Source organism: Rhizobium sp. BK008, from assembly GCF_014197345.1.
GTDB lineage: Bacteria > Pseudomonadota > Alphaproteobacteria > Rhizobiales > Rhizobiaceae > Rhizobium > Rhizobium anhuiense.
In genome coordinates this window covers 295,184-314,099 of record NZ_JACIFK010000004.1, presented here as the reverse complement: position 1 = coordinate 314,099, position 18,916 = coordinate 295,184, and the positions used below count along the sequence as shown (strand labels likewise).

The 18,916-nt window shown below is 60.8% G+C and carries 23 protein-coding genes and 1 pseudogene; 11 read left to right on the top strand and 13 right to left on the bottom strand.

All coding sequences use genetic code 11. The annotated features are described in order from the left end of the window. Positions 1 to 73 precede the first annotated feature (73 nt). From FHT69_RS19445 to FHT69_RS19430, 4 genes are all read right to left on the bottom strand, one after another. A complete protein-coding gene (locus FHT69_RS19445) occupies positions 74 to 538 on the bottom strand; it encodes a nuclear transport factor 2 family protein (protein ID WP_063476475.1) in 465 nt (154 codons plus the stop codon). Positions 539 to 578: 40 nt separating this feature from the next. After that, positions 579 to 2,015 (bottom strand): MFS transporter, encoded by a 1,437-nt coding sequence (locus FHT69_RS19440; protein WP_063476476.1) that lies wholly within the window; start codon positions 2,013 to 2,015, stop codon positions 579 to 581. A 17-nt stretch (positions 2,016 to 2,032) separates the two neighbouring features. After that, positions 2,033 to 2,194, bottom strand: a complete 162-nt coding sequence (locus tag FHT69_RS34830; RefSeq protein ID WP_409527534.1) for a hypothetical protein — start codon at positions 2,192 to 2,194, stop codon at positions 2,033 to 2,035. 113 nt (positions 2,195 to 2,307) lie between these two features. Next, a complete protein-coding gene (locus FHT69_RS19430; RefSeq protein WP_063476478.1) occupies positions 2,308 to 3,216 on the bottom strand; it encodes a LysR family transcriptional regulator in 909 nt (302 codons plus the stop codon). A 120-nt stretch (positions 3,217 to 3,336) separates the two neighbouring features. Here FHT69_RS19430 and FHT69_RS19425 point away from each other — a divergent pair, with 120 nt between their 5' ends. Together FHT69_RS19425 and FHT69_RS19420 are read left to right on the top strand one after the other, a co-directional pair. Continuing rightward, positions 3,337 to 3,720, top strand: coding sequence for a nuclear transport factor 2 family protein (locus FHT69_RS19425; protein ID WP_063476479.1), 384 nt, complete (start codon positions 3,337 to 3,339; stop codon positions 3,718 to 3,720). 11 nt (positions 3,721 to 3,731) lie between these two features. Beyond that, positions 3,732 to 4,316 (top strand): NAD(P)H-binding protein, encoded by a 585-nt coding sequence (locus tag FHT69_RS19420; protein WP_063476480.1) that lies wholly within the window; start codon positions 3,732 to 3,734, stop codon positions 4,314 to 4,316. A gap of 50 nt (positions 4,317 to 4,366) precedes the next feature. Here FHT69_RS19420 and FHT69_RS19415 read toward each other — a convergent pair whose 3' ends face one another. From FHT69_RS19415 to FHT69_RS19400, 4 genes are all read right to left on the bottom strand, one after another. Further along, the gene (locus FHT69_RS19415; protein WP_063476481.1) at positions 4,367 to 4,726 is read right to left on the bottom strand and encodes a DoxX family protein; all 360 of its coding nucleotides are present in this window, start codon (positions 4,724 to 4,726) and stop codon (positions 4,367 to 4,369) included. A gap of 10 nt (positions 4,727 to 4,736) precedes the next feature. Further along, complete coding sequence (locus FHT69_RS19410; protein WP_183905842.1) at positions 4,737 to 5,123, bottom strand: nuclear transport factor 2 family protein; 387 nt, start codon at positions 5,121 to 5,123, stop codon at positions 4,737 to 4,739. Positions 5,124 to 5,266: 143 nt separating this feature from the next. After that, positions 5,267 to 6,001 carry an SDR family oxidoreductase gene (locus tag FHT69_RS19405; protein WP_183905841.1) on the bottom strand — a complete coding sequence of 245 codons (735 nt, stop codon included), beginning with the start codon at positions 5,999 to 6,001 and terminating at the stop codon, positions 5,267 to 5,269. Positions 6,002 to 6,111: 110 nt separating this feature from the next. Further along, a complete protein-coding gene (locus FHT69_RS19400; protein WP_047613964.1) occupies positions 6,112 to 6,699 on the bottom strand; it encodes a TetR/AcrR family transcriptional regulator in 588 nt (195 codons plus the stop codon). 297 nt (positions 6,700 to 6,996) lie between these two features. Here FHT69_RS19400 and FHT69_RS34580 point away from each other — a divergent pair, with 297 nt between their 5' ends. From FHT69_RS34580 to FHT69_RS19385, 4 genes are read left to right on the top strand one after another with little or no spacing between them, the layout of a single operon-like run. Next, positions 6,997 to 7,125, top strand: coding sequence for a hypothetical protein (locus FHT69_RS34580; protein ID WP_254961312.1), 129 nt, complete (start codon positions 6,997 to 6,999; stop codon positions 7,123 to 7,125). Further along, positions 7,122 to 7,871, top strand: coding sequence for a metal ABC transporter ATP-binding protein (locus tag FHT69_RS19395; RefSeq protein WP_183905840.1), 750 nt, complete (start codon positions 7,122 to 7,124; stop codon positions 7,869 to 7,871). Before FHT69_RS34580 ends, FHT69_RS19395 begins: the two co-directional genes overlap by 4 nt. Then, positions 7,868 to 8,740, top strand: a complete 873-nt coding sequence (locus FHT69_RS19390) for a metal ABC transporter permease (protein WP_047613966.1) — start codon at positions 7,868 to 7,870, stop codon at positions 8,738 to 8,740. The genes FHT69_RS19395 and FHT69_RS19390 overlap by 4 nt, the downstream gene beginning before the upstream one ends. Positions 8,741 to 8,756: 16 nt before the next feature. Beyond that, positions 8,757 to 9,656: a metal ABC transporter solute-binding protein, Zn/Mn family gene (locus FHT69_RS19385; protein ID WP_183905839.1), complete on the top strand. Its 900-nt coding sequence runs from the start codon at positions 8,757 to 8,759 to the stop codon at positions 9,654 to 9,656. A gap of 36 nt (positions 9,657 to 9,692) precedes the next feature. On the opposite strand, the gene FHT69_RS19380 is transcribed toward FHT69_RS19385, so the two are convergent. Then, on the bottom strand, positions 9,693 to 10,001 hold the full coding sequence (locus tag FHT69_RS19380; RefSeq protein WP_028755746.1) for a Dabb family protein: 309 nt from the start codon (positions 9,999 to 10,001) through the stop codon (positions 9,693 to 9,695). A 107-nt stretch (positions 10,002 to 10,108) separates the two neighbouring features. Continuing rightward, positions 10,109 to 10,534 (bottom strand): hypothetical protein, encoded by a 426-nt coding sequence (locus tag FHT69_RS19375; protein ID WP_246780743.1) that lies wholly within the window; start codon positions 10,532 to 10,534, stop codon positions 10,109 to 10,111. 82 nt (positions 10,535 to 10,616) lie between these two features. Here FHT69_RS19375 and FHT69_RS34300 point away from each other — a divergent pair. Next, positions 10,617 to 10,742 (top strand): annotated as a pseudogene (locus tag FHT69_RS34300) (TetR family transcriptional regulator); the annotation flags it as partial. 87 nt (positions 10,743 to 10,829) lie between these two features. On the opposite strand, the gene FHT69_RS19370 reads toward FHT69_RS34300, so the two are convergent. Further along, complete coding sequence (locus FHT69_RS19370) at positions 10,830 to 11,180, bottom strand: DUF2200 domain-containing protein (RefSeq protein WP_183905837.1); 351 nt, start codon at positions 11,178 to 11,180, stop codon at positions 10,830 to 10,832. Between the two features lie 285 nt (positions 11,181 to 11,465). Between FHT69_RS19370 and FHT69_RS19365 the strand changes: the two genes are divergently transcribed. The 4 genes from FHT69_RS19365 to FHT69_RS19350 all read left to right on the top strand — a co-directional run bounded on the left by FHT69_RS19365 (position 11,466) and on the right by FHT69_RS19350 (position 15,338). Continuing rightward, a complete protein-coding gene (locus tag FHT69_RS19365) occupies positions 11,466 to 12,014 on the top strand; it encodes a hypothetical protein (protein ID WP_183905836.1) in 549 nt (182 codons plus the stop codon). Positions 12,015 to 12,055: 41 nt separating this feature from the next. Next, entirely contained in the window at positions 12,056 to 14,005 is a 1,950-nt protein-coding gene (locus tag FHT69_RS19360; protein WP_183905835.1) for an ATP-dependent helicase, read from the top strand. A gap of 4 nt (positions 14,006 to 14,009) precedes the next feature. Then, positions 14,010 to 14,456, top strand: a complete 447-nt coding sequence (locus tag FHT69_RS19355) for a DUF3037 domain-containing protein (RefSeq protein ID WP_183905834.1) — start codon at positions 14,010 to 14,012, stop codon at positions 14,454 to 14,456. Between the two features lie 255 nt (positions 14,457 to 14,711). Beyond that, positions 14,712 to 15,338 carry a class I SAM-dependent methyltransferase gene (locus FHT69_RS19350; protein WP_183905833.1) on the top strand — a complete coding sequence of 209 codons (627 nt, stop codon included), beginning with the start codon at positions 14,712 to 14,714 and terminating at the stop codon, positions 15,336 to 15,338. A gap of 33 nt (positions 15,339 to 15,371) precedes the next feature. Here the strand turns inward: FHT69_RS19350 and FHT69_RS19345 are convergent, their stop codons facing one another. Both FHT69_RS19345 and FHT69_RS19340 read right to left on the bottom strand, forming a co-directional pair. Then, positions 15,372 to 18,284 carry a sensor domain-containing phosphodiesterase gene (locus FHT69_RS19345; RefSeq protein WP_028755742.1) on the bottom strand — a complete coding sequence of 971 codons (2,913 nt, stop codon included), beginning with the start codon at positions 18,282 to 18,284 and terminating at the stop codon, positions 15,372 to 15,374. Continuing rightward, positions 18,281 to 18,895, bottom strand: coding sequence for a GNAT family N-acetyltransferase (locus tag FHT69_RS19340; protein ID WP_028755741.1), 615 nt, complete (start codon positions 18,893 to 18,895; stop codon positions 18,281 to 18,283). Before FHT69_RS19340 ends, FHT69_RS19345 begins: the two co-directional genes overlap by 4 nt. Between the last annotated feature and the right edge of the window lie 21 nt (positions 18,896 to 18,916).

Here is an 18,916-nt window from a genome sequence, read left to right as displayed (position 1 = left end):
TGGATGAAGGGCGGCCCTTCGGTCGCCCTTTTCGATCGTGTGAGCCTTCGGTGGGAGTCGAGCGGCGTCTCGCTCAACCGGCCACCATTTCCATCGTGTCACGCCATGTGAAATGCGACGTGCGCTTCGAGATCAGCCACCGACCGCCCTGGCGCACATATTCGTCGTTGTAATAGACGCCGTTGGTATTCCTCATCTTTTTGCCATCGACTGTATTGACGAGGACAACGAGGCAGTAATGCACAGCCGTCGCGCGGTCTCCGTCAATTTCGGCGGTATGCTGACCATTGATATGGTAGGCCGTCTCGAAATTGGCCATGAAGCCGGTAAAGGTCTCCCGAATCTCCTTGCGACCCTTGAGCGACGCAAAAAGCTGTCCTTCGAAGTAGGTGTCGACAACGGCGTCTTCGGTAAACAGCAGCGACTGGGTGGCCAGATCTTTCTGATCGGCGAGATTGGCGAAAGTGTCGACGAGTGCCTTGATGGCGGCCCGGTCTTCGAGTGCCTGGATGCGTTGTTCCAGAGTGTTGTCTTGCATGGAAATCTCCTTGAGTTGGAACGAATTGGTGGGTTGCGCTTCAGGTGACGTCGACCGGCTCCTCGGCGACTGGGACGATGATCGAGGCGGGGCGACGCTGCCGGACGATCAGGACGAGAACGAGAACAAGCGCGAGCGCCATCATCGCGGCCGAGCCCGTCAACGCCATCGTGACGCGATGGGCGAGAAGTGGGATGCCTTCCAGGCCGCTGGCGCCGAAAGCCGTAACGGCGACCAGGATCGCAAGGCCAAGGGAACTGCCGAGCTGATGGGCGACGTTGACCACGCCTGAGGCGGCGCCGGCATCGGCCCCGGACACGCCTGATATGCCCGAGGCCGTCAGGGGGCTCAGGACGAAACCCTGGCCCCAGCCGATCAGGATCATCGGCAAAGCGACGTCAGCCAGATAGTTCGCATCGGCGGAGACACGGCTGAGCCAAGTCATGCCGATAAGGGTCAGGACAAAACCCGTGGCAAGCAGGCGGGCGTTGCCGAACCGCTTCGTCAGCTGCGGCACGGCCATCGCGGACGCAAAGTTCACCAGTGTCGCCGGCAGGAAAGCCAATCCAGTGGCGGCGGCGCTGTATCCAAGAACACTCTGCAGGAACTGCGTCGTGAAGAAAAAGAAGCCGATCATTCCGCCGAGGAAAAGAACTCGCGCTGAATAGGCCCCGACGCGTTCGCGACTGGCGAAGAGACGCAGGGGCATGATCGGTTGCCGAGCACTCCGTTCGATGGCGACAAAAGCCATCAGCAGCAATATGGAGGCCGCGATAAGGCCGATGGTCAGGCTATCATGCCAGCCATGGGTCGCCGAACGGATCAGGCTGTAGACGAGCGCCACCATGCCGATCGTCGAGGTCAGGCCCCCGGCAATATCGAGCCGCCCCGACTGCCGTCCCGTCTCGGGAACAAAGCGGATCGCGGCGAGGATCATCCCGAGGCCAATCGGCAGATTGATGAAGAAGCCGACACGCCATGACAGCCACTCGGCCAATACGCCGCCGAGCACGAGGCCGACGCTGGCCGCAATGCCGGCGACCGCGCTGTAATAGGAAACCGCGCGGGTGCGCTCGGTCCCTTCGGCGAACGTCGTCTGCAGCAATGCCAGCGTGGCTGGCGCAAGAATAGCGCCGCCGATCCCCTGAACGGCACGCGCGCCGATCATCCAGGCCGGCGTCTCGGCAAGACCGATGGCGAGCGAGGATGCGGTAAAGAGAGCGAGGCCGATGGTGAGCATGCGCTTGCGGCCGAGAATGTCGCCCGCTCTTGCACCCAGAAGCAGGAAACCGCCGAAGGTGAGGGTATAGGCGCTCTGCACCCAGGCGAGTTCAGGGTCGGAAAAGCCAAGTTCACGATGGATGTTCGGAAGACCCGTCAGCACGATCGACGTGTCGAGCACGAGCATCACGTAGCTGGTGAGAATGATGATCAGGATCGCGGTCTTGTTGACCGCGTACGGTGGAGGTTTCGCCATGTTCTTATCTTTCTTGGTCAGGCCGCGCCGTGGTCTTCGTCCGTGACCTTCTCCATCCAGTCGACGGCCTTGCCGTGGAGGGATTCATGGAAGGCGATGTGCGTCATCGCGACGTGGTCCGGCCCGGTTATCGGACGGGTCTCGGCTGGAGGGCTGGCTGCCTGTGCGTGGGATCTCATGGCGCTCTCCGGAACCGTCATTACGGCGATGGCCGCCGATGTCCCAAGAGATAGCATTCGGCTATTCTGCCGATTAGATTGCTATTCCCGCATGTGCTTTTGAGAAATTCTCATCAATGATCAGAACGTGATGGACGATATCGCAACGCATCGACCAGCACGCTGAAGGCCGGAGACATCTGGCGGCGGCTCGGATAGTAGAGGAAGTAACCATCAAACAGCGGATTCCAGTCGTCGAGAACGGTGACAAGCCGCCCGCTCTCGATGGCATCTCGTGCATGATCCTCGAACAGGTAGGCAAGTCCCACGCCCCCGAGCGCCGCTCTCATCACCATCTCGGTGTTGTTGAAAGCCAACGGGCCATCGACACGGACACGAACCTCCCGGCCGTCCTTTTCGAACTCCCAAACCAGATAGCCTCCATAGGTCGGCAGTCTGATGTTGATGCAGTCATGGGCGGTCAGGTCCTGCGGCGTTGACGGTTTTGGGTGGCGCGTGAAATAGTCTGGCGAACCAACGACCACCATCCTCATCTCAGGTCCGATCCGCACGGCGATCATATCGCCGTTGAGCTGCTCGCCGAGCCGAATTCCGGCATCGTAGCGCTCCGCGACAATATCGGTGAGCGCTCCATCCACCGTGATCTCAAACTTGATGTCCGGATATTCTGGAAGAAGTCGCTCTATCGCCGGCCAGAGGATCGATGTCGTCGGATGCTCACCGGCGGTGATCCGAACCGTTCCAGCCGGTTTGTCGCGCAGTTCTGTAAGAGCCGCCAGCGCGGTATCGATGCCGTCGAAATGCGGCTCGATCGAGTGCAGCAACCGCTCGCCGGCGTCGGTCACGGAGACGCGCCGGGTCGTTCTTGTCAGCAACCGAACGCCGAGCCGCTCCTCGAGCAGCCGCATCGAATGGCTGAGCGCCGAAGGCGAGACGCCAAGCTTCGCCGCCGCTCTCGTAAAGCTCTGCTCGCGCGCGACGGCGAGGAAAACAGTGAGGTCGTTGATGCTGTCTCGGGACATTTTTGAATTCTGCTCAATACCGAATGCGGATTTTGCAGCCTAATCGTCTTTTCGCCCATGGACTAGATGAAGAGAGCAGGCAGTGGCCCAAGCACATCTCGACCAGAAAGGCTGTTCTCGATGAACCATGCAGCATCAGGAAGCGCCGAGGAGGAGATCATCGCCCTTTCGCTGGACAAATTCCGTTGGAAGACATCCGGCCGTATCGATCTGGTCGAGGAACTTTTCGACGACGATCTGCACTTCGTCCACATCACTGGGCAGGTGTCTTCGAAGCGAGCGTGGATCGAAGAGTTGCGATCCGGCCGCTTTGTCTACAACCGCATCGAGCCGCGTGGCGCTTCGGTTGCGGTCGAAGGCGATCGAGCCACGCTCCGAGGCAAGGCCGTTTTCACGGTGACCATAGGGGGACACCGAGGACAGTATCGTCTGGCTTTCACCGAAGTCTATGTCCGCAAACCCGCCGGGTGGAGGCTCGTGGAGCTTCTCACCTCGACCTACTGAGGGAAATCAGCATGACCAACATCCTTATACTCGGTGCCAACGGGCAGTTGGCGCGCAACACGACGCGGATGCTCCTCGACAGGACGGACGCCAATCTCACGCTTTATTTGCGCCGGGCGAGCCGTCTTGCCAACCCGGCGCCTGAAAGAGCGAGGATCGTCGACGGCGACGTTCTCGACAGCGCGGCGCTCCGGTTGGCGATGGCAAAGCAGGACGTCGTCTATGCCAACCTTTCCGGAGATATGGCTCTCCAGGCACGGTCGATCATCGATGCCATGCACGCGGCGGGGCTGAAGCGGCTGATCTTCATCAGTTCGATGGGCATCTACGGTGAAGTCCCCGGCGAGAAATATCGCAGCATCCTCGATCCCTATCGGGATTCTGCGGCGCTGATCGAGCAGTCGGATCTCGACTATACCATCCTGCGGCCGGGCTGGTTCACTCACGACGCCGAGATCAACTATCAGATCACCAGAAAGGGCGAGCCTTTCAAGGGACACGACATCTCGGTGGACAGCCTGTCGGCCTTGATTGTGAAGCTCACGTCCGATCCCGCATTGCATGTCCGCGAAAGCCTCGGCGTAAGCAGCGGGTGAAATGCGCCACAAGCGGACTCGGATGGTCGAGACTCCAAGCGGGATGGACGCTACTGCGACCGTCTTCGCCGAGCCGTCAGACGAGCGACGAGCCCGCAAAAACCCAGGACCACCATTGGCGGAACTGCATGCGCATATTCGCCGTGGAAGAGAACCGTCGCCACAGCCGCCAGCATCACGGCACTCCCGAGCAGGGAACCGTAAAGGCGCAATGGTTTGACGATGAGCATGACTGCTGCGGTGAATTCGCAGACGGCGGTCAGATAATGGAAGCTTTCCGGATAGCCCCACCGGGCGTAGTCCGCGGCAATTTCGGGGCTGACGAAGGTGTTGCCATAGGCGCCGATGAAGAAGAAGGCTGCAAGCAGCCAGGCAATGACGTTTGCCAGGGATAGGTTGACGAGAGACATCGGCGCGATCTCAACGCGGTGCTTGCAGAGCGAGAATGCGGCTCGCCAGACGCCAGCCCTCCGGCGTCCGCCGCAGCCGGTCGGTATAGGTCACGCTCGCCACCGCCCCATTCGACAACAGGCCAAGCCCCTTCGAGACGGTGGCGATTTCGTCGCCCGCGCCTTCCTGAACATACACATTCGTCGTGTGATGGGCTTTCGCATGACCGTCCTGGCTGGCCATATGGCAGATCGCTGCAATGCCCGTGACCGGCGCAAAGCCGAAAACGCTCGAGTCGAAATATGCATCCTCGGTAAAGACTTCACCGAACCTGTCCCATGCATGGTTGTCGACGAGGTGGGCCCAGAGCGAGAGGATTTGGTTGATCTCGGCGATGTCATCCGTCGTTGGTTTCATGTCTCGTGATCCTTGAAAGGGGATGGGTGCGAATTCGCTATCGCGGCGAAAAGGCGGATGCCGCGTCCTCGGGACGCCACATCCGCCGTGTCGGCTGAACGGTCCTGCGCATGCCGGGCCGTCAAGCGCCCGGCCGCGGGCCGTCACCAGTTGATCGGGCCATTGGTGTTGAAAAACTGGCCGGTCGGTCCGGCGTCATCCAGCAAAGCATATTTGACCGGTGCCCGAACGCCGTCTTCGATCGTGATGTAGCCGCCGCCTCTGTTCAATTCGGTCATGACATAACCGGGGCAGACGGCATTCACCTTGATCGGCGTATCTTTCAGCTCAAGGGCAAGCTGCACGGTCAGCATGTTGACCGCCGCCTTGGAGGCGGCATAGCCAAGCCATTTGACATCGGGGGACGGATTGTTTGCATCGCCCGTCCACCAGAGCGAACCCACGCTGCTGGAAAGGTTGACGATGCGGCCACTGGCCGCCTTGCGGATCAGCGGCAACAGTTTCTGGGTCACGACCACCATTCCGATGAAATTGACCTCATAGGATTCACGCAGGGTTTCGATGGAGGCGACGCTGGGGAAATCGTCGGTGTCGAGCAGCAGGATGCCCGCATTGTTGATCAGGATGTCGAGCCTGCCGAACCGCTCGCCGATCGAAGAGGCGGCGGCGTCGATCGTATCAGGGCGGTTGAGATCGATCTCGATCGCTTCGACCGCCAAGCCCTCCGCACGCAATGTTTCGGCCTTTGCCCGCCCGGCTGCAAGATCGCGTGCCCCGAGAAGGACGAACACGCCTTCACGGCCGAGTTGGCGAGCCGTTTCAAAACCAAGGCCGCGGGTCGCGCCGGTGACGAGCGCGATCTTTTGATATGTGGACATTTTATCTCCCGAGCAGGCGCATTCGCATGGCGAGGCTGTTTGCAATGACGTTGCTTAGCAACGCATCGTGAATTTGCACGGAAAATTATGTCCGTCAACGACAAATGTCACTAAGTGACATTTTGTTCGAAGTGGACGATGCCGGCGGCGCGATCGAAGAGATCGGCAAGTGACATGGCCGCTCCTCCATCCACCCAACTGTTTATCGATGCCCGAATGAGCGCGAAAACCGTTCCCGCGATCGTATAGGCGACAACATCCGGGAGCGGAGACCGTCTGTCCGGCGAGGCGAGAATATGGGCGACTTCCTCGATCAGTTCGGCGATCATCTGTTCCTTTCGCGCAGAAATGCTCCTGTTGGAGCGGATTGCCGTCTCGATGGCGAGAAAGAATCGTGACTTTTCATCGAAAGCCAAAAGCATCGCCCGCGCGGCAGCAAGCAGTGCGACAACCGGCGGCTCCGAGGCGAGCCGCTCCGTCAGTTCCGCACGGACGATCGTCATGCCATCCTGCACCCAGCTGACGATCACATCCTCCTTTGTAGGGAAATAGCGAAGCAGGGTGCGGGGCGACACGCTGACGGCGGCAGCGATATCGGCAATGGTCGTCTCCTCGAATCCACGCTTGTGGATCAGCTCCAACCCGGCCTCGAGCAGCTGCGCGCGCGTGCGATCCTTCTTATCTTCCCGAAGTCCCAAAATTGTCTCCACGCTGAACGGCGAGCTTCTTTTGACACATCATGCCATTTGTCGTCCAGCGACAGAAATTCCGGGTGGTGGGACATCTGCACAGAGCACCGCTGCCGTAAGGCCCGCCTCGTCCTCCGGGGTCCCTGCGGGCATCTCAGGATGAGGCCGGAGAGAGAGCGCGTCCTGGAATGGACCGGCGGCCGTTTGTCGCGCTTTTCAATTGTGTGAGCAACTGCGCGCTCCCGCCTCAATCTCGCCGCAATCGTTATAACATAACCGTAATGTTATTACATTGTAGGATGCGCCATGCCCCCGAGCCCCGACCGCCCCTCCGTCAGCCTGCTGGGACAGTCGGCATTTTCTAGGGTCATCGGCATCACGCTGGTCCTTGCCGTGCTCTGGCTGGCGATCCACTGGGCGGTTCTGCTGCCATGACGCCGCTGATCCGTCTGGAGAATCTGACCGTCGCCTACAACAGGCACCCCGCCGTCCACCACGTCTCCGGCGCCTTCGCCTCCGGCAGCCTGACGGCGATCGCCGGGCCGAACGGGGCGGGCAAGTCGACGCTGCTGAAGGCGATCATGGGTGAGCTTCGCCCGGCTGAGGGCAAGGTCGAGCATCGGTTGGGGCGGGCGGAATTCGGTTACCTCCCGCAAGCGGCCGAGATCGACCGGCGCTTTCCGATCTCGGTGATCGACACCGTCATGCTCGGCGCCTGGAAGAAGGTGGGAGCCTTTGGCCGCATCGCGTCCGGCGAGATGAAAAGGGCAGGCGAGGCGCTCGCCGCCGTTGGTCTCGAAGGTTTCGGCCGGCGCCATGTCGGGTCGCTCTCGGCCGGCCAGTTCCAGCGCGTGCTCTTTGCCCGCCTGCTGCTGCAGGATGCCGGCATCATCCTGCTCGACGAGCCGTTTACCGCAATCGATGCCCGCACGACCAGGGACCTCGTCGATATCGTCACCCGCTGGCATGGCGAGGGCCGCACGGTGATCGCCGTGCTGCACGATTTCGAGCTCGTCCGCACGCATTTCCCGCAAACCCTGCTGCTCGCCCGCGAGCTTGTCGGCTGGGGTCCGACCAGTGAGGTCATGTCATCCGCCAATCTGTTGAAGGCGCGCGCCATGGCCGAGCGCTGGGATGAGGATGCCGTTGCCTGCGATCCCGAACAGGCGCCGGCGGCATGACGGCTTACGATCTCTTCCTCGCACCCTTCGCCGATTTCGGCTTCATGCGCCGCGCCCTCGTCGCCTGCCTCTGCCTCGGGCTCGGCTCCGGCCCGATCGGCGTCTTCCTGATGCTCAGGCGCATGAGCCTGATGGGCGACGCGATGAGCCATGCCGTGCTGCCGGGGGCGGCGATCGGTTATCTCGTCGCCGGCTCCTTGTCGCTGACGGCGATGGGCCTCGGCGGCCTGATCGCCGGCCTGTCGGTGGCGCTGCTGTCCGGCGCCGTCAGCCGGATGACCGTGCTGCAGGAGGATGCGAGCTTTGCCAGCTTCTATCTCGCGTCGCTGGCGCTCGGCGTGCTGATCGTCTCGCTGCGCGGCTCGAATATCGATCTGCTGCATGTGCTCTTCGGCACCATCCTGGCGATCGATGCGTCGGCCCTTTATCTGATCGGCGCGATCACCTCGCTGACCCTCGTCATCCTCGCCTTCATCTACCGGCCGCTGGTGGCCGAATGCTTCGATCCGGGATTTCTGCGCGCCGTCGGCGGGCGCGGGCCGGTCTATCATGTGCTCTTCCTGCTGCTCGTCGTGCTGAACCTCGTCGCCAGCTTCCAGGCGCTCGGCACGCTGATGGCGGTCGGCCTGATGATGCTGCCGGCAGCCATCGCCCAGCTCTGGTCGCGCAGCCTGGCCGTGATGATGGCGATTGCGGCCGGAAGTGCCGCCGCATCCGGCTATCTCGGCCTGATCGCCTCCTACCATCTCGAACTCGCCTCCGGCCCGACGATCATCATGACGGCGGCGATCCTCTACGGCTTTTCGATTTTTTTCGCGCCCTCCGGCCTGGCCCGGCGCTTCTTTCCCCGCCCGCATTTGAAGGGCTGATCCCAAGGAGACTTCGATGAATCCGAAAAGACTGCTTCTCTCCGCAGCAATCCCCGTTTTGATGGCGCTGTCGGCCATACCCGCCTCCGCCGAAACGCTGAAGGTTGTGGCGTCCTTCACCGTGCTTGCCGACGTCGTCAAACAGGTCGGCGGCGAGCATGTAAAGGTGACGAGCCTCGTCGGGCCGAACGGCGATCCCCATGAATTCGAGCCGTCGCCGGCCGATGCGAAGAATTTGAACGCGGCTCAAGTGACCTTCGTCAGCGGCGAGGGCCTGGAGGGCTGGATGGACCGGCTGATCACCGCCTCGGGCTACAAGGGCAAGCCGGTCACCGTCTCCGAAGGCATCGACACCCGTACTATGGAAGAGGACGGCGAGAAGATCACCGATCCGCATGTCTGGAACAGCCCCGTCAACGTCAAGATCTGGGTCGCCAATATCGAAAGGGCGCTGTCGGCGGCCGATCCGGCCGATGCGAGCGCCTTCAAGGCCAATGCCGAGAACTACACCAAGAAGCTTGACGCGCTGAACGCCTATGCCCATGCGAAATTCGACAAGGTCGCCGACGATCGCCGCAAGGTGCTGACCAGCCATGATGCCTTCGGCTATTTCGGCCGCGAATATAATATCAGCTTCCTCGCCCCGCTCGGTCTGTCCACCGAGAGCGAGGCCTCTGCCGCCGACGTCGCCAAGCTGATCGAGCAGATCAAGAGCGAGCGGGTGAAGGCCTATTTCTTCGAGAATTCCAATGATCCGCGCCTGGTCAAGCAGGTCGCCAAGGCAACCGGCGCCGAGCCCGGCGGCGAGCTCTATGTCGAATCGCTCTCCGACGCCAAGGGACCGGCGCCGACCTATGAAAAGATGTTCAAATACAATGTCGACCAGCTCGCCGCCGCCATGGCGAAATCGAGCTGATCAATTGAGGGACTGCGGGGTTTGCCCCCGCAGTCTTCACTGATTGAGGTCGAAGACCAGGATGCCGGCAAGGCCTCCGTCCGTCGAGGAGACGATGCGCTCGCCCACAGCCACATGTTCGGGATGGATGAGATAAGCGTCGCGGGCCTCCGCACTTTCGAAGGTCACCGCAAAACCGTCGACGAAGCCGCCATGCAGCCCCTCGGGCGAAACGTTCGGCCCGTATTTGATATCCAATATGCCGGGAATGACCTGTTTCAGGGCGACGATCGCGTCGAACAGCGATTGTTTGTCGTCGGCCGTCATCGCCGTCTTCAGCCGCAGGAATACGCAGTGCAGGATCATCATGGTCCTCCCGATTTTCTTTGGCTGGAGAATAGCGGCGAAAACCGGGAGAGCAATGAGATTTATTTTCACGCAGGCGTTGCGCTGCGGGCCGGGCCCCGGGCAGATTACATCTCGTCGGTCTTGACCAGGGGCCGCTTGTAGATCTGCTGGACGAGATCGCTCGCCAGCGTGCGGGCTTCGTCCTTCTGGGCCGCCGTCATCGGCCGGCAGGTGTTCCTGGTGTTTGAACTGTCGAGCACGGTCGTCGAACCGGAATTGGCGATGACCAGATGCCAGCTGCAGGAGGCGACCCTGTCGATGGCGACAGCACCATGGCAACCGGTGGACAGGCAGAAGGCAACGGTGACCTGCGCCCCGTGGTCGCCTTTATAGGCCAGCTCGACGGCTTTCTTGATATCCGTGACCCATCGCTGGCATTGCGCCTGTTTCGCCCCCGGCTCGCAGCTCTTGGTGACGGGAGTGATGTCGCCGGCCTGAAGCGGCGATACGCAAAAAACACCCATCGAGAGGGCGAGCAGAAACTTGAGCATGGGATTTTCCTTGTGCAAGCATTGAGAGGCGCACATCGCAGGCCATTGGTCAATGGCCGTTTATGGGAGGAAAGGGGCGTGACTGACAGCTTTCAGCCAACACCATCCTGTAATCGACCGCTCTCGTCTGCTACTGGACGATGATTGGGGCGGCGCTTTCCGGAAAGGCCTCGGCTTGCTGCTCTATCGCCTTGCTTGGAGACAATGAACATTCGTCATTTCCGGACGAGACAGTGCCGGATTCCGAGCGCGTGCCATGGGTGATCGCGGATGCTTCCGCGACATGGATTCCTGGCTATTTCCGCAGGATTTTCTCCATCGCTTTCCCCTTCGCGAGTTCGTCGATCAATTTGTCCAGATAGCGGATTTCCCGCATTGTCGTTTCTTGGATGTCTTCCACGCGGACACCGCAGATCACGCCGGTAATCAATGATCGGGAGGGATTCATCTGAGGCGCTTGCGCAAAGAAATCCTCGAAGTTGGTCTTCTCTGCCAACTGATCGTCCAGGCTCTGCCGGCTATGGCCCGTCAGCCAACAGATGATGTCATCGACCTCTGTCTTCGTGCGCCCCTTCTTCTCTGCCTTGGCGACATAGTGGGGATAGACGCTCGCGACGCTGACTGAATAGATGCGATGCTTCGTCATGCCTGCTCCTCAACGTTCCGGATGTTTTCCGGCTTGAGATAGCTGACTTCAAGTCCTCACAAGCGGCCGATAATGGGTAAGCTTCCGCGGGCGCGAAGTAGATCGGTGCAAAGGCGGCATCTCTACAGCGCCGCGCATCTTCGACCGGATTGCACCAACAACGGACATCGGCTCGGCTTGGATAGACGACCGCTACGGGGTCGGGAGCTGACTGGCGGCCTTCAGGCGTCTATGGTGGAACAACTGTCATTCGTTTAGCTGCAACGTTACAAGGATAGGACGCAAATGGCGTATGACGAAGGGGAGCACGTCAAGGAGGTCTTCGCCTATTTCGGTCGGGCATATTACGAAGCGGGCGTGCTGGAAACGGGACTTGCGATTGCGCTCATGCAGATCGCTTTCCTGAGCCGCGTCCGCGATCAATATTTGGCTGATCGGGGAAAGTCCTTTGATCGGACCCAGTACGAAGTTGAATTCGATCGCTTTATGGAGAGCCAACACGCCCAGACACTAGGCAATCTTATCAAGCGCGTTTCGGCATTGCCCGAGCTTAGTGACAACCTAAAAGAAAAGCTCAGGAACGCTAAGAAACGCAGGGATTTTCTGGGCCATCACTACTTCAGGGAAAGGGCAGTCGAGTTCTGCAATCGCGCCGGCCGCGACAAGATGATAGCGGAACTGCACAATGATGGCGATATGTTTGAAGCGATCGATCGCGATCTTTACGCTGAATTGGCTCCATTCCGTGAGAAGCTTGGAATGGGCGGAGAGAAGTTCCAAAAGTATCTCGCGCAGTTTTATGATGCACACGGCGTCGAGCCCTTAACGGACTAGCCATTGCAAGCAAAGTGAGCACAAGAATCTTTGGGGGAAAAATGCCTTGGTTTGAAGGGTTAGCAATAGGAAGTCCTGCCTATCAGATTGCATCGTCAACGAATCTCCGGGTGCGTGTCGTGGCAGGTCCCGGCACGGGCAAATCGTTCGCGATGAAACGTCGGGTGGCACGACTCTTGGAAGAAGGGATCGCCCCAGCGTCGATCCTGCCGGTCACGTTTACTCGAGTCGCCGCAGAAGACCTCCATCGTGAGCTAGTGAACATGGACGTGGCAGGTAGCGACGGATTGACTGGTGTTACGCTTCACAGTCTCGCCATGCGTATGCTGATGCGAAATCACGTGCTTGGCGCAACCGGCCGAGTGCCGAGGCCGCTTAACGAATTTGAACTGGAACCGCTCATTTGCGACTTGATGGGCGCACATGGAGGAAAGAGGACGGTAAAGAAGTTCAAGCAAGCGTATGAAGCGGCTTGGGCTCGACTGCAACATGAACAGCCGGGATATGTCCTCGTTCCCGCAGACGCGGCGTTTCAACAGGACCTACTAAATTGGCTCCGCTTTCATCGCGCCATGCTAATCGGCGAAGTGATTCCCCAGCTTTACCAATATCTGCGAAACAACCCCGCGGCGCAGGAACGCAATGAGTTCCAACACATACTGGTTGACGAATATCAGGACCTCAACCGTGCTGAACAATCGGTGATCGAGCTTCTTTCCGATCACGCACACGTCTGCATTGTCGGTGACGACGACCAATCGATCTATAGCTTCAAGCACGCTCACCCGGATGGGATTCGGGAATGGCTTGTTGCAAATGCTGGCGCGGATGATCTCGGGCTAGATGATTGTCGCCGCTGCCCCACCCACGTTGTTGAGATGGCTAATAGCCTGATAGGCCAAAATCTAATCAGACCAGTGCCTCGCGCGCTGGCTCCGCTGCCCGCCAATGGGCCGGGCGACGTCAGAATTATTCAATACCAGTCGCTCGCAAACGAGGTGAATGGCGTTGCGAACATCATCGCAGGGATGGTTACGAACGGCACACCTCCCGGCGACATATTGGTGCTTGCGCAGCGTGGTGTGATTGGAACGCCGATCTACGAGGCGCTTGTCGCCCGGCAAATTCCAGTACGTTCCTACTATGCGGAAGCGGAACTGGACGCGCTGGAAGCCCGCGGCGCGTTCGCGAAGCTGAAACTCCTTATCGACAGAGACGACCGTGTCGCCCTGCGATGGTTGATCGGCATTGATGGTAATAATTGGCACGCGGCAGGCTACCGTCGTGTGCGCGACCATTGCGAGGCTTCCGGTCTGACACCGTGGCAGACGCTAGAGCAGATCGCGGCGGGAAACCTTTCTTTGCCTCATACTGGCGGAATCGTCGTCGCCTTCAATGACCTCGTGGCGGAGCTTAATGCGTTGGAGGTGCATCCGGACCTAGCGTCTATCGTCGATGAGCTATTCCCGGATGGACAGATTACAACACGCGACATCCGGCAACTGTCGCTCGACATTCTTGCCGAAATGGACATGGACGAAGGCATTGAAGGTGAGGACATCAACGGTGAGTTCCTGTCGCGGCTTCAAGAAGCGATAAACCAGCCCGACATCCCATCGGAAATCCAAGACGTAAGGATTATGAGCCTTCACAAGAGCAAGGGGCTTAGCGCGCCTGTCACAATCATCGCGGGCTGCATACAAGGCTTGCTCCCAAAGCAGCCCGACGACACACTCCCCGTTGCGCAGCAAGCCCTAGAAATGGAAGAGCAACGGCGGCTGTTCTATGTCGGCATCACGCGGGTAAAAGCAGCGCCAAATGCCGGCAAGCCGGGCACGTTGATTCTGACCTACTCACAGACGATGCCGGTGGCATCCGCCCTTGGGGCTGGCATCGCGCCAGCGCAGACGCAATATGGCATCGCGTCTCTTCATGCGAGCCAATTTGTCGCCGAGCTAGGTCCGACAGCGCCACAACCAATTGCGGGCTAGGACATTGGCGACTCGCGATGAACTCTACGCAAAATTCGGCATAACGGCGGAAGCAGCACAACTATTCGAGGTTGAACTCGGCTCGCTGCTTCTCTGCGCCCGCGCGATTGAACAAGGCTGGAGGTTCAAAGCGGACTCCGACAAGGCGCGGAAACTCCTTCGCGACATCGACCGGAGCACGTTGGGCCACCTACTTCATAGCTTGAAAAAATGCGTAGAGCTTGACGATGGATTGGCTGATCGCTTCGCGTCCGCGCTGCAAACGCGGAACAGGCTGTTTCATCGCTTCTATGAATCCCACAACTTCAAAATCCAGACCGACAAAGGACGCGATGCGATGATGGCTGACCTTGAGGCTATGCACGTCGAGCTTTTCAACGCATGGCAGATCGTCAGCGGTATGACCGCTGCGGTAACAGCATTCTTGCTTGAACTAAGAAGTAGAGCTTAAGCGCTGCATCGATCTGCAGTGCATATTCGCCCGCGAGGTCCGCTTTTCACCGAGGGCAAAGTCTGCTCAAACGTCTGAATGGAGGCGCATTACCGCCCGGCAGCATTGGCTCGGTCGGTGATTTCTGACCGCATCTCTGCTAAAGCTCGGAAGCAAATCGCCCGCGATGTCACCCACTGCCGAAGTGTGAAGGGCGCAACGGACTGACGGGCCTCTCGCTTATCAGGCCTCTTGTCTTGAAGGAGGAACGCCAGGATGAGCACCGACCTGGATACCGTGCGGTCCTATGATGCGGTCGCGGCGGAGTACGCTGCGGAGGCCGCGGCGATGCCCGAATGGGTCGCGACAGAGATCGATGCGTTCGTGACCGGGCTGGGCGGCTCGGGCAGGGTGCTGGAGATCGGAAGCGGTGGCGGGCGAGATGCACTTGCGCTTGAGAAGCGGGGGATTAGCGTCCGGCGCACCGACGTTGCAAAGGGTTTCGTCGAACTGCTTCGCGAAAATGGCTTCGAGGCCGACCTGTTGGACCCGCTGACCGAAGACTTGGCCGACCCGCAGCGTCCCGGCACGCCGTACGACGGGATCTGGGCCTGTGCCTGCCTGATTCATGTCGCGCGCGAGGATTTCGGCACGGTGCTCGGACGGCTTGCCGAGGCGACCCGGACCGGTGGCCGATTGCACGCCTCGGTAAGAGAGGGCGAAGGCGAGGACGTGTCCACACATGGCAGTGCTGCAGCGCCCCGGCGCTACGTCGAGACGTACTGGCGCGAGTTTGCCCTGCGGTCCGCACTCACGGACGCCGGCTGGATCGTCAGCGAGGTGCGTCTGTGCGTCGGAAAGCCCCATGATCGATGGCTGAGCGTTCGGGCGAGTCGGGCGTGACGCACATAGAACTTGCGGGAATGGCCGTTCCGCTCAGGCCCGTTTCGTCAGCGGAAAGCGGTCGCGCAGCAGCCGCAGTACCGATTCCGAAGGGATCGGCGGCCCGAACAGGTAGCTCTGGCCGTAGCTGCAGCCCATCTTGGCGAGTTCGATCGCGTCCTCGTTGGATTCGATCCCCTCGGCCACTACCTTCATCTCAAGCTCGCGCGCCATCGATATCACCGACCGGAGCACGGTCGCCTTCTTGTCGCTGCCGTCGCGCACCAGCGCCTTGTCGAGCTTGATCGTGTCGAAGGGGAAGCGGGTGAGATAGGCGAGCGACGAATAGCCGGTGCCGAAATCGTCGAGCGCCAGCCCGATGCCGGCCTCCTTCAGCTTCTGCAGCACGAGGCGGGCCTGTTCCGGATTTTCCATCACCATGGATTCCGTCAGTTCGAGCTTGAGCCGCGAGGGATGGCAATGCGTCTTGGCGAGAACCGAGCGCACGTCGTCATAGAGCTCGTTGTTGAGCAGCTGCACGCTCGACAGATTGATCGAGACGAAGATCGGCAATTCGCCGGTCTGGTGCTGCCAGCTCATCAGATCGTTGGTCGCCTGTTCCAGCGCGAACATGCCGAGCGGGCCGATGAGATCGGAGGACTCGGCGATCGGAATGAATTCGGATGGCGGGATATTGCCGCGTTTGGGATGTTCCCAGCGCATCAGCGCCTCGAAACCGGCAATCTCGACATCCTCAAGCCTGGCGATCGGCTGATAGACCATCGACAATTCCTTGCGCTCGATGGCGCGGCGCAGATCTGTTTCCAGCTGCAGCCGGTCGGTGCCGAAATCGCGGAAGGCCGGCTGGAACGGTTCGACGCGGTTGCCGCCCGCCCGTTTTGCCCGGTACATCGCAAGCTCGGCATCGCTGAGCAGGCCGGTGGCGCTTTCCTGCCGGTCGACCCAGGAGGCGAGCCCCACCGAGGCCGTCAGGATGATCTCGCGATTGGCGAAGTTGATCGGCACCATGATCGCCTTGCTGATCGCATCGGCGAAATCGGCGACCTTGGCCGGATTGTGCTCGGACACCAGGATCAGGCCGAACTGGTCGCCGGCAAGCCGGGCCAGCGTGTCCTGCGGCTTCAACAGCCGGCGCAGGCGCCGCGTCAGGGCGATCAGGATGTTGTCGCCGGCAGCGACGCCGAGCGAATCATTGACCAGCTTGTAGCGGTCGATGTCGATCACCATCACCGTCGGCCGCAGCGTGTCGCCGCCCGGCGCCAGGGCCAGCACCGATTGCAGCCGGTCGAGGAAGACCTGGCGGTTCGGCAGGCCGGTCAGATTGTCGTGCAGCGCATCGTGCAGCAGCCGCTCGACGGAATTCTTCTGCTCGGTCACGTCGACGATCGTGCCGACGCAGCGGATGATCTCGCCGTTCGAGCCGAGCACCGGCCGGGCGCGGATCAACAGCCAGTGGAAATGCCCGTCCTCGGCGCGGATGCGGAACTCGTGGTTCAGCCGCCCGCGGCGATGTTCGAGCAGCACGTCGAGTGTCGCGCGGAAGCGGTCGCGGTCGTCGGGATGCAGCCGCGGCAGCCAGTTGCGCGCCGCGCCATGCATGGTCCCCGGCGATAGGCCGAGCTTGGTCGAGACATCGGGAATGGTAACCACGCGGTCGCGCGCCACATCCCAGTCCCAGACCATGTCGCCGGAGCCGGTCAGCGCCAGCGATTGCCGCTCGAGATCGGAAAACAGCCCCTGCTGGAACGCGCCGCCGGCAAAGGCATGCTGCATCACGGTGAAGCCGATCAGAAGCACGATGAGCACCAGGCCGCCGCCGAGGGCGGGCTGGATGATATCGTTGTCGAGCCGCCCGGTGACCGTCAGCCACGCCCCGAACAGCCAGACGAGGATCAACGCCCAGGCCGGCACCAGCAGGATGGCGCGGTCGTAGCGGTTGAAGCCGAGATAGATGATGAGCAAGAGCCCCATCGTCGCCGTCAGCGCGAAGGAAAGCCTGGCGATGCCGGCGGCGATCGACGGATCGTAGATCGCCACGCCGAAGAGCAGGGCAAGGCCGAGCACCCAGGCAAGCGTGGCGTAGCCGAGATGCGCATGCCAGCGGTTGAGGTTCAGATAGGTGAACAGGAAGATGACGAAACTCGACGCCAGCGCCACCTCCGCGCAGGCGCGCCATATTCGCTGGTCCGCCGATGCGACGCTGATGAGCTTGCCGAGGAAGCCGAAGTCGACGCAGATATAGCCGAGCACCGCCCAGGCGAGGGCCGCCGTCGCCGGCAGCATCGAGGTGCCCTTGACGACGAAGAGAATGGTCAGGAACACGGCGAGCAGGCCGGCAATGCCGAGCACGATGCCGCGATAGAGCGTGAAGGCGTTGATCGTATCCTTGTAGGCGTTCGGTTCCCAGAGATAGATCTGCGGCAGCTCCGGCGTCGACAGTTCGGCGACGAAGGTGATGACGGCGCCGGGGTTCAGCGTGATGCGGAAGACGTCGGCCTCGTCGCTCGGCTGCCGGTCGAGCGCGAAGCCTTCGCTCGGGGTGATGGCGCTGATGCGCTGCGAGCCGAGATCCGGCCAGAACAGCTTGGAATTGACCAGGCGGAAATGCGGCGCGACGATGACGCGCTCGAGCTGTTCCTCCGAGACATTGGCGAGCGCAAACACCGCCCAGTCGCCCTGATGGTTCTCCGAGCTTGCCCTGACCTCGATGCGGCGGCGGATGCCGTCGGCGCCCGCGGCCGTCGAAACCTGGAAGGCCTCGCCCTGGTTGACATAGATCTCGGTCGTCGCGGTCAGGTCGAGCGCGGTATCGTCGCGGGAAATCTTCACCGGTTCGGCCGCCTGGGCCGTACCCGCCACGAAGGCGAAGGCCGCCAGGAAAAGGGCTGCGATCACCGCGATCACTCGTCCGGACGGTGACTTGGGCAGCATGCGGTCTCTGGTCATCGGCTGTCGGTTTTCCTGCCTTTATCCGTATCGGTGGCGAGACGTGAAAACATCACATGATCATGCCACTGACCGTTGATCTTCAAATATCCGCGCAGATAGCCTTCTCGCTGAAACCCGGCCTTTTCAAGCAGACGGATGCTGCGCGCGTTATCTGGAATACAGGCTGCTTCGATACGGTGCAACTCAAGCCCGGTGAAGATGTAAGGAATAACCATTTGCAGGGCGGCGAACATGTGCCCCTGGCCAGCATGGCGCTCGCCCATCCAGTAGCCGATCATGCAGCTTTGTGCCGCACCCCGCCTGATGTAGCCGATGGTGATGCCGCCGACGAGCGTCATGTCGCCTTTGAGGAAAATGAACAGCGGGACCGCCTGGCCCGAGGCATATTCCTGCTTGCCGCGGATGACGCGGGCGCGATAGGCGCCCTCCGTCAACTCGTCGCGCCGCCAGGTCGGCTCCCAGGGTTCGAGGAATTTGCGGCTTTCGGCGCGCAGCCGGTGCCACTGGTTGAAATCCTGGTAGCGCGGCAGGCGCAGGAGATATCTGTCGTTCTCCAGCTCCACCGCTTCCGGCTGCCGAGACAGAAACCGAAAAACGGATTTTGCCATCGATTACTCCCGGCAGACGGA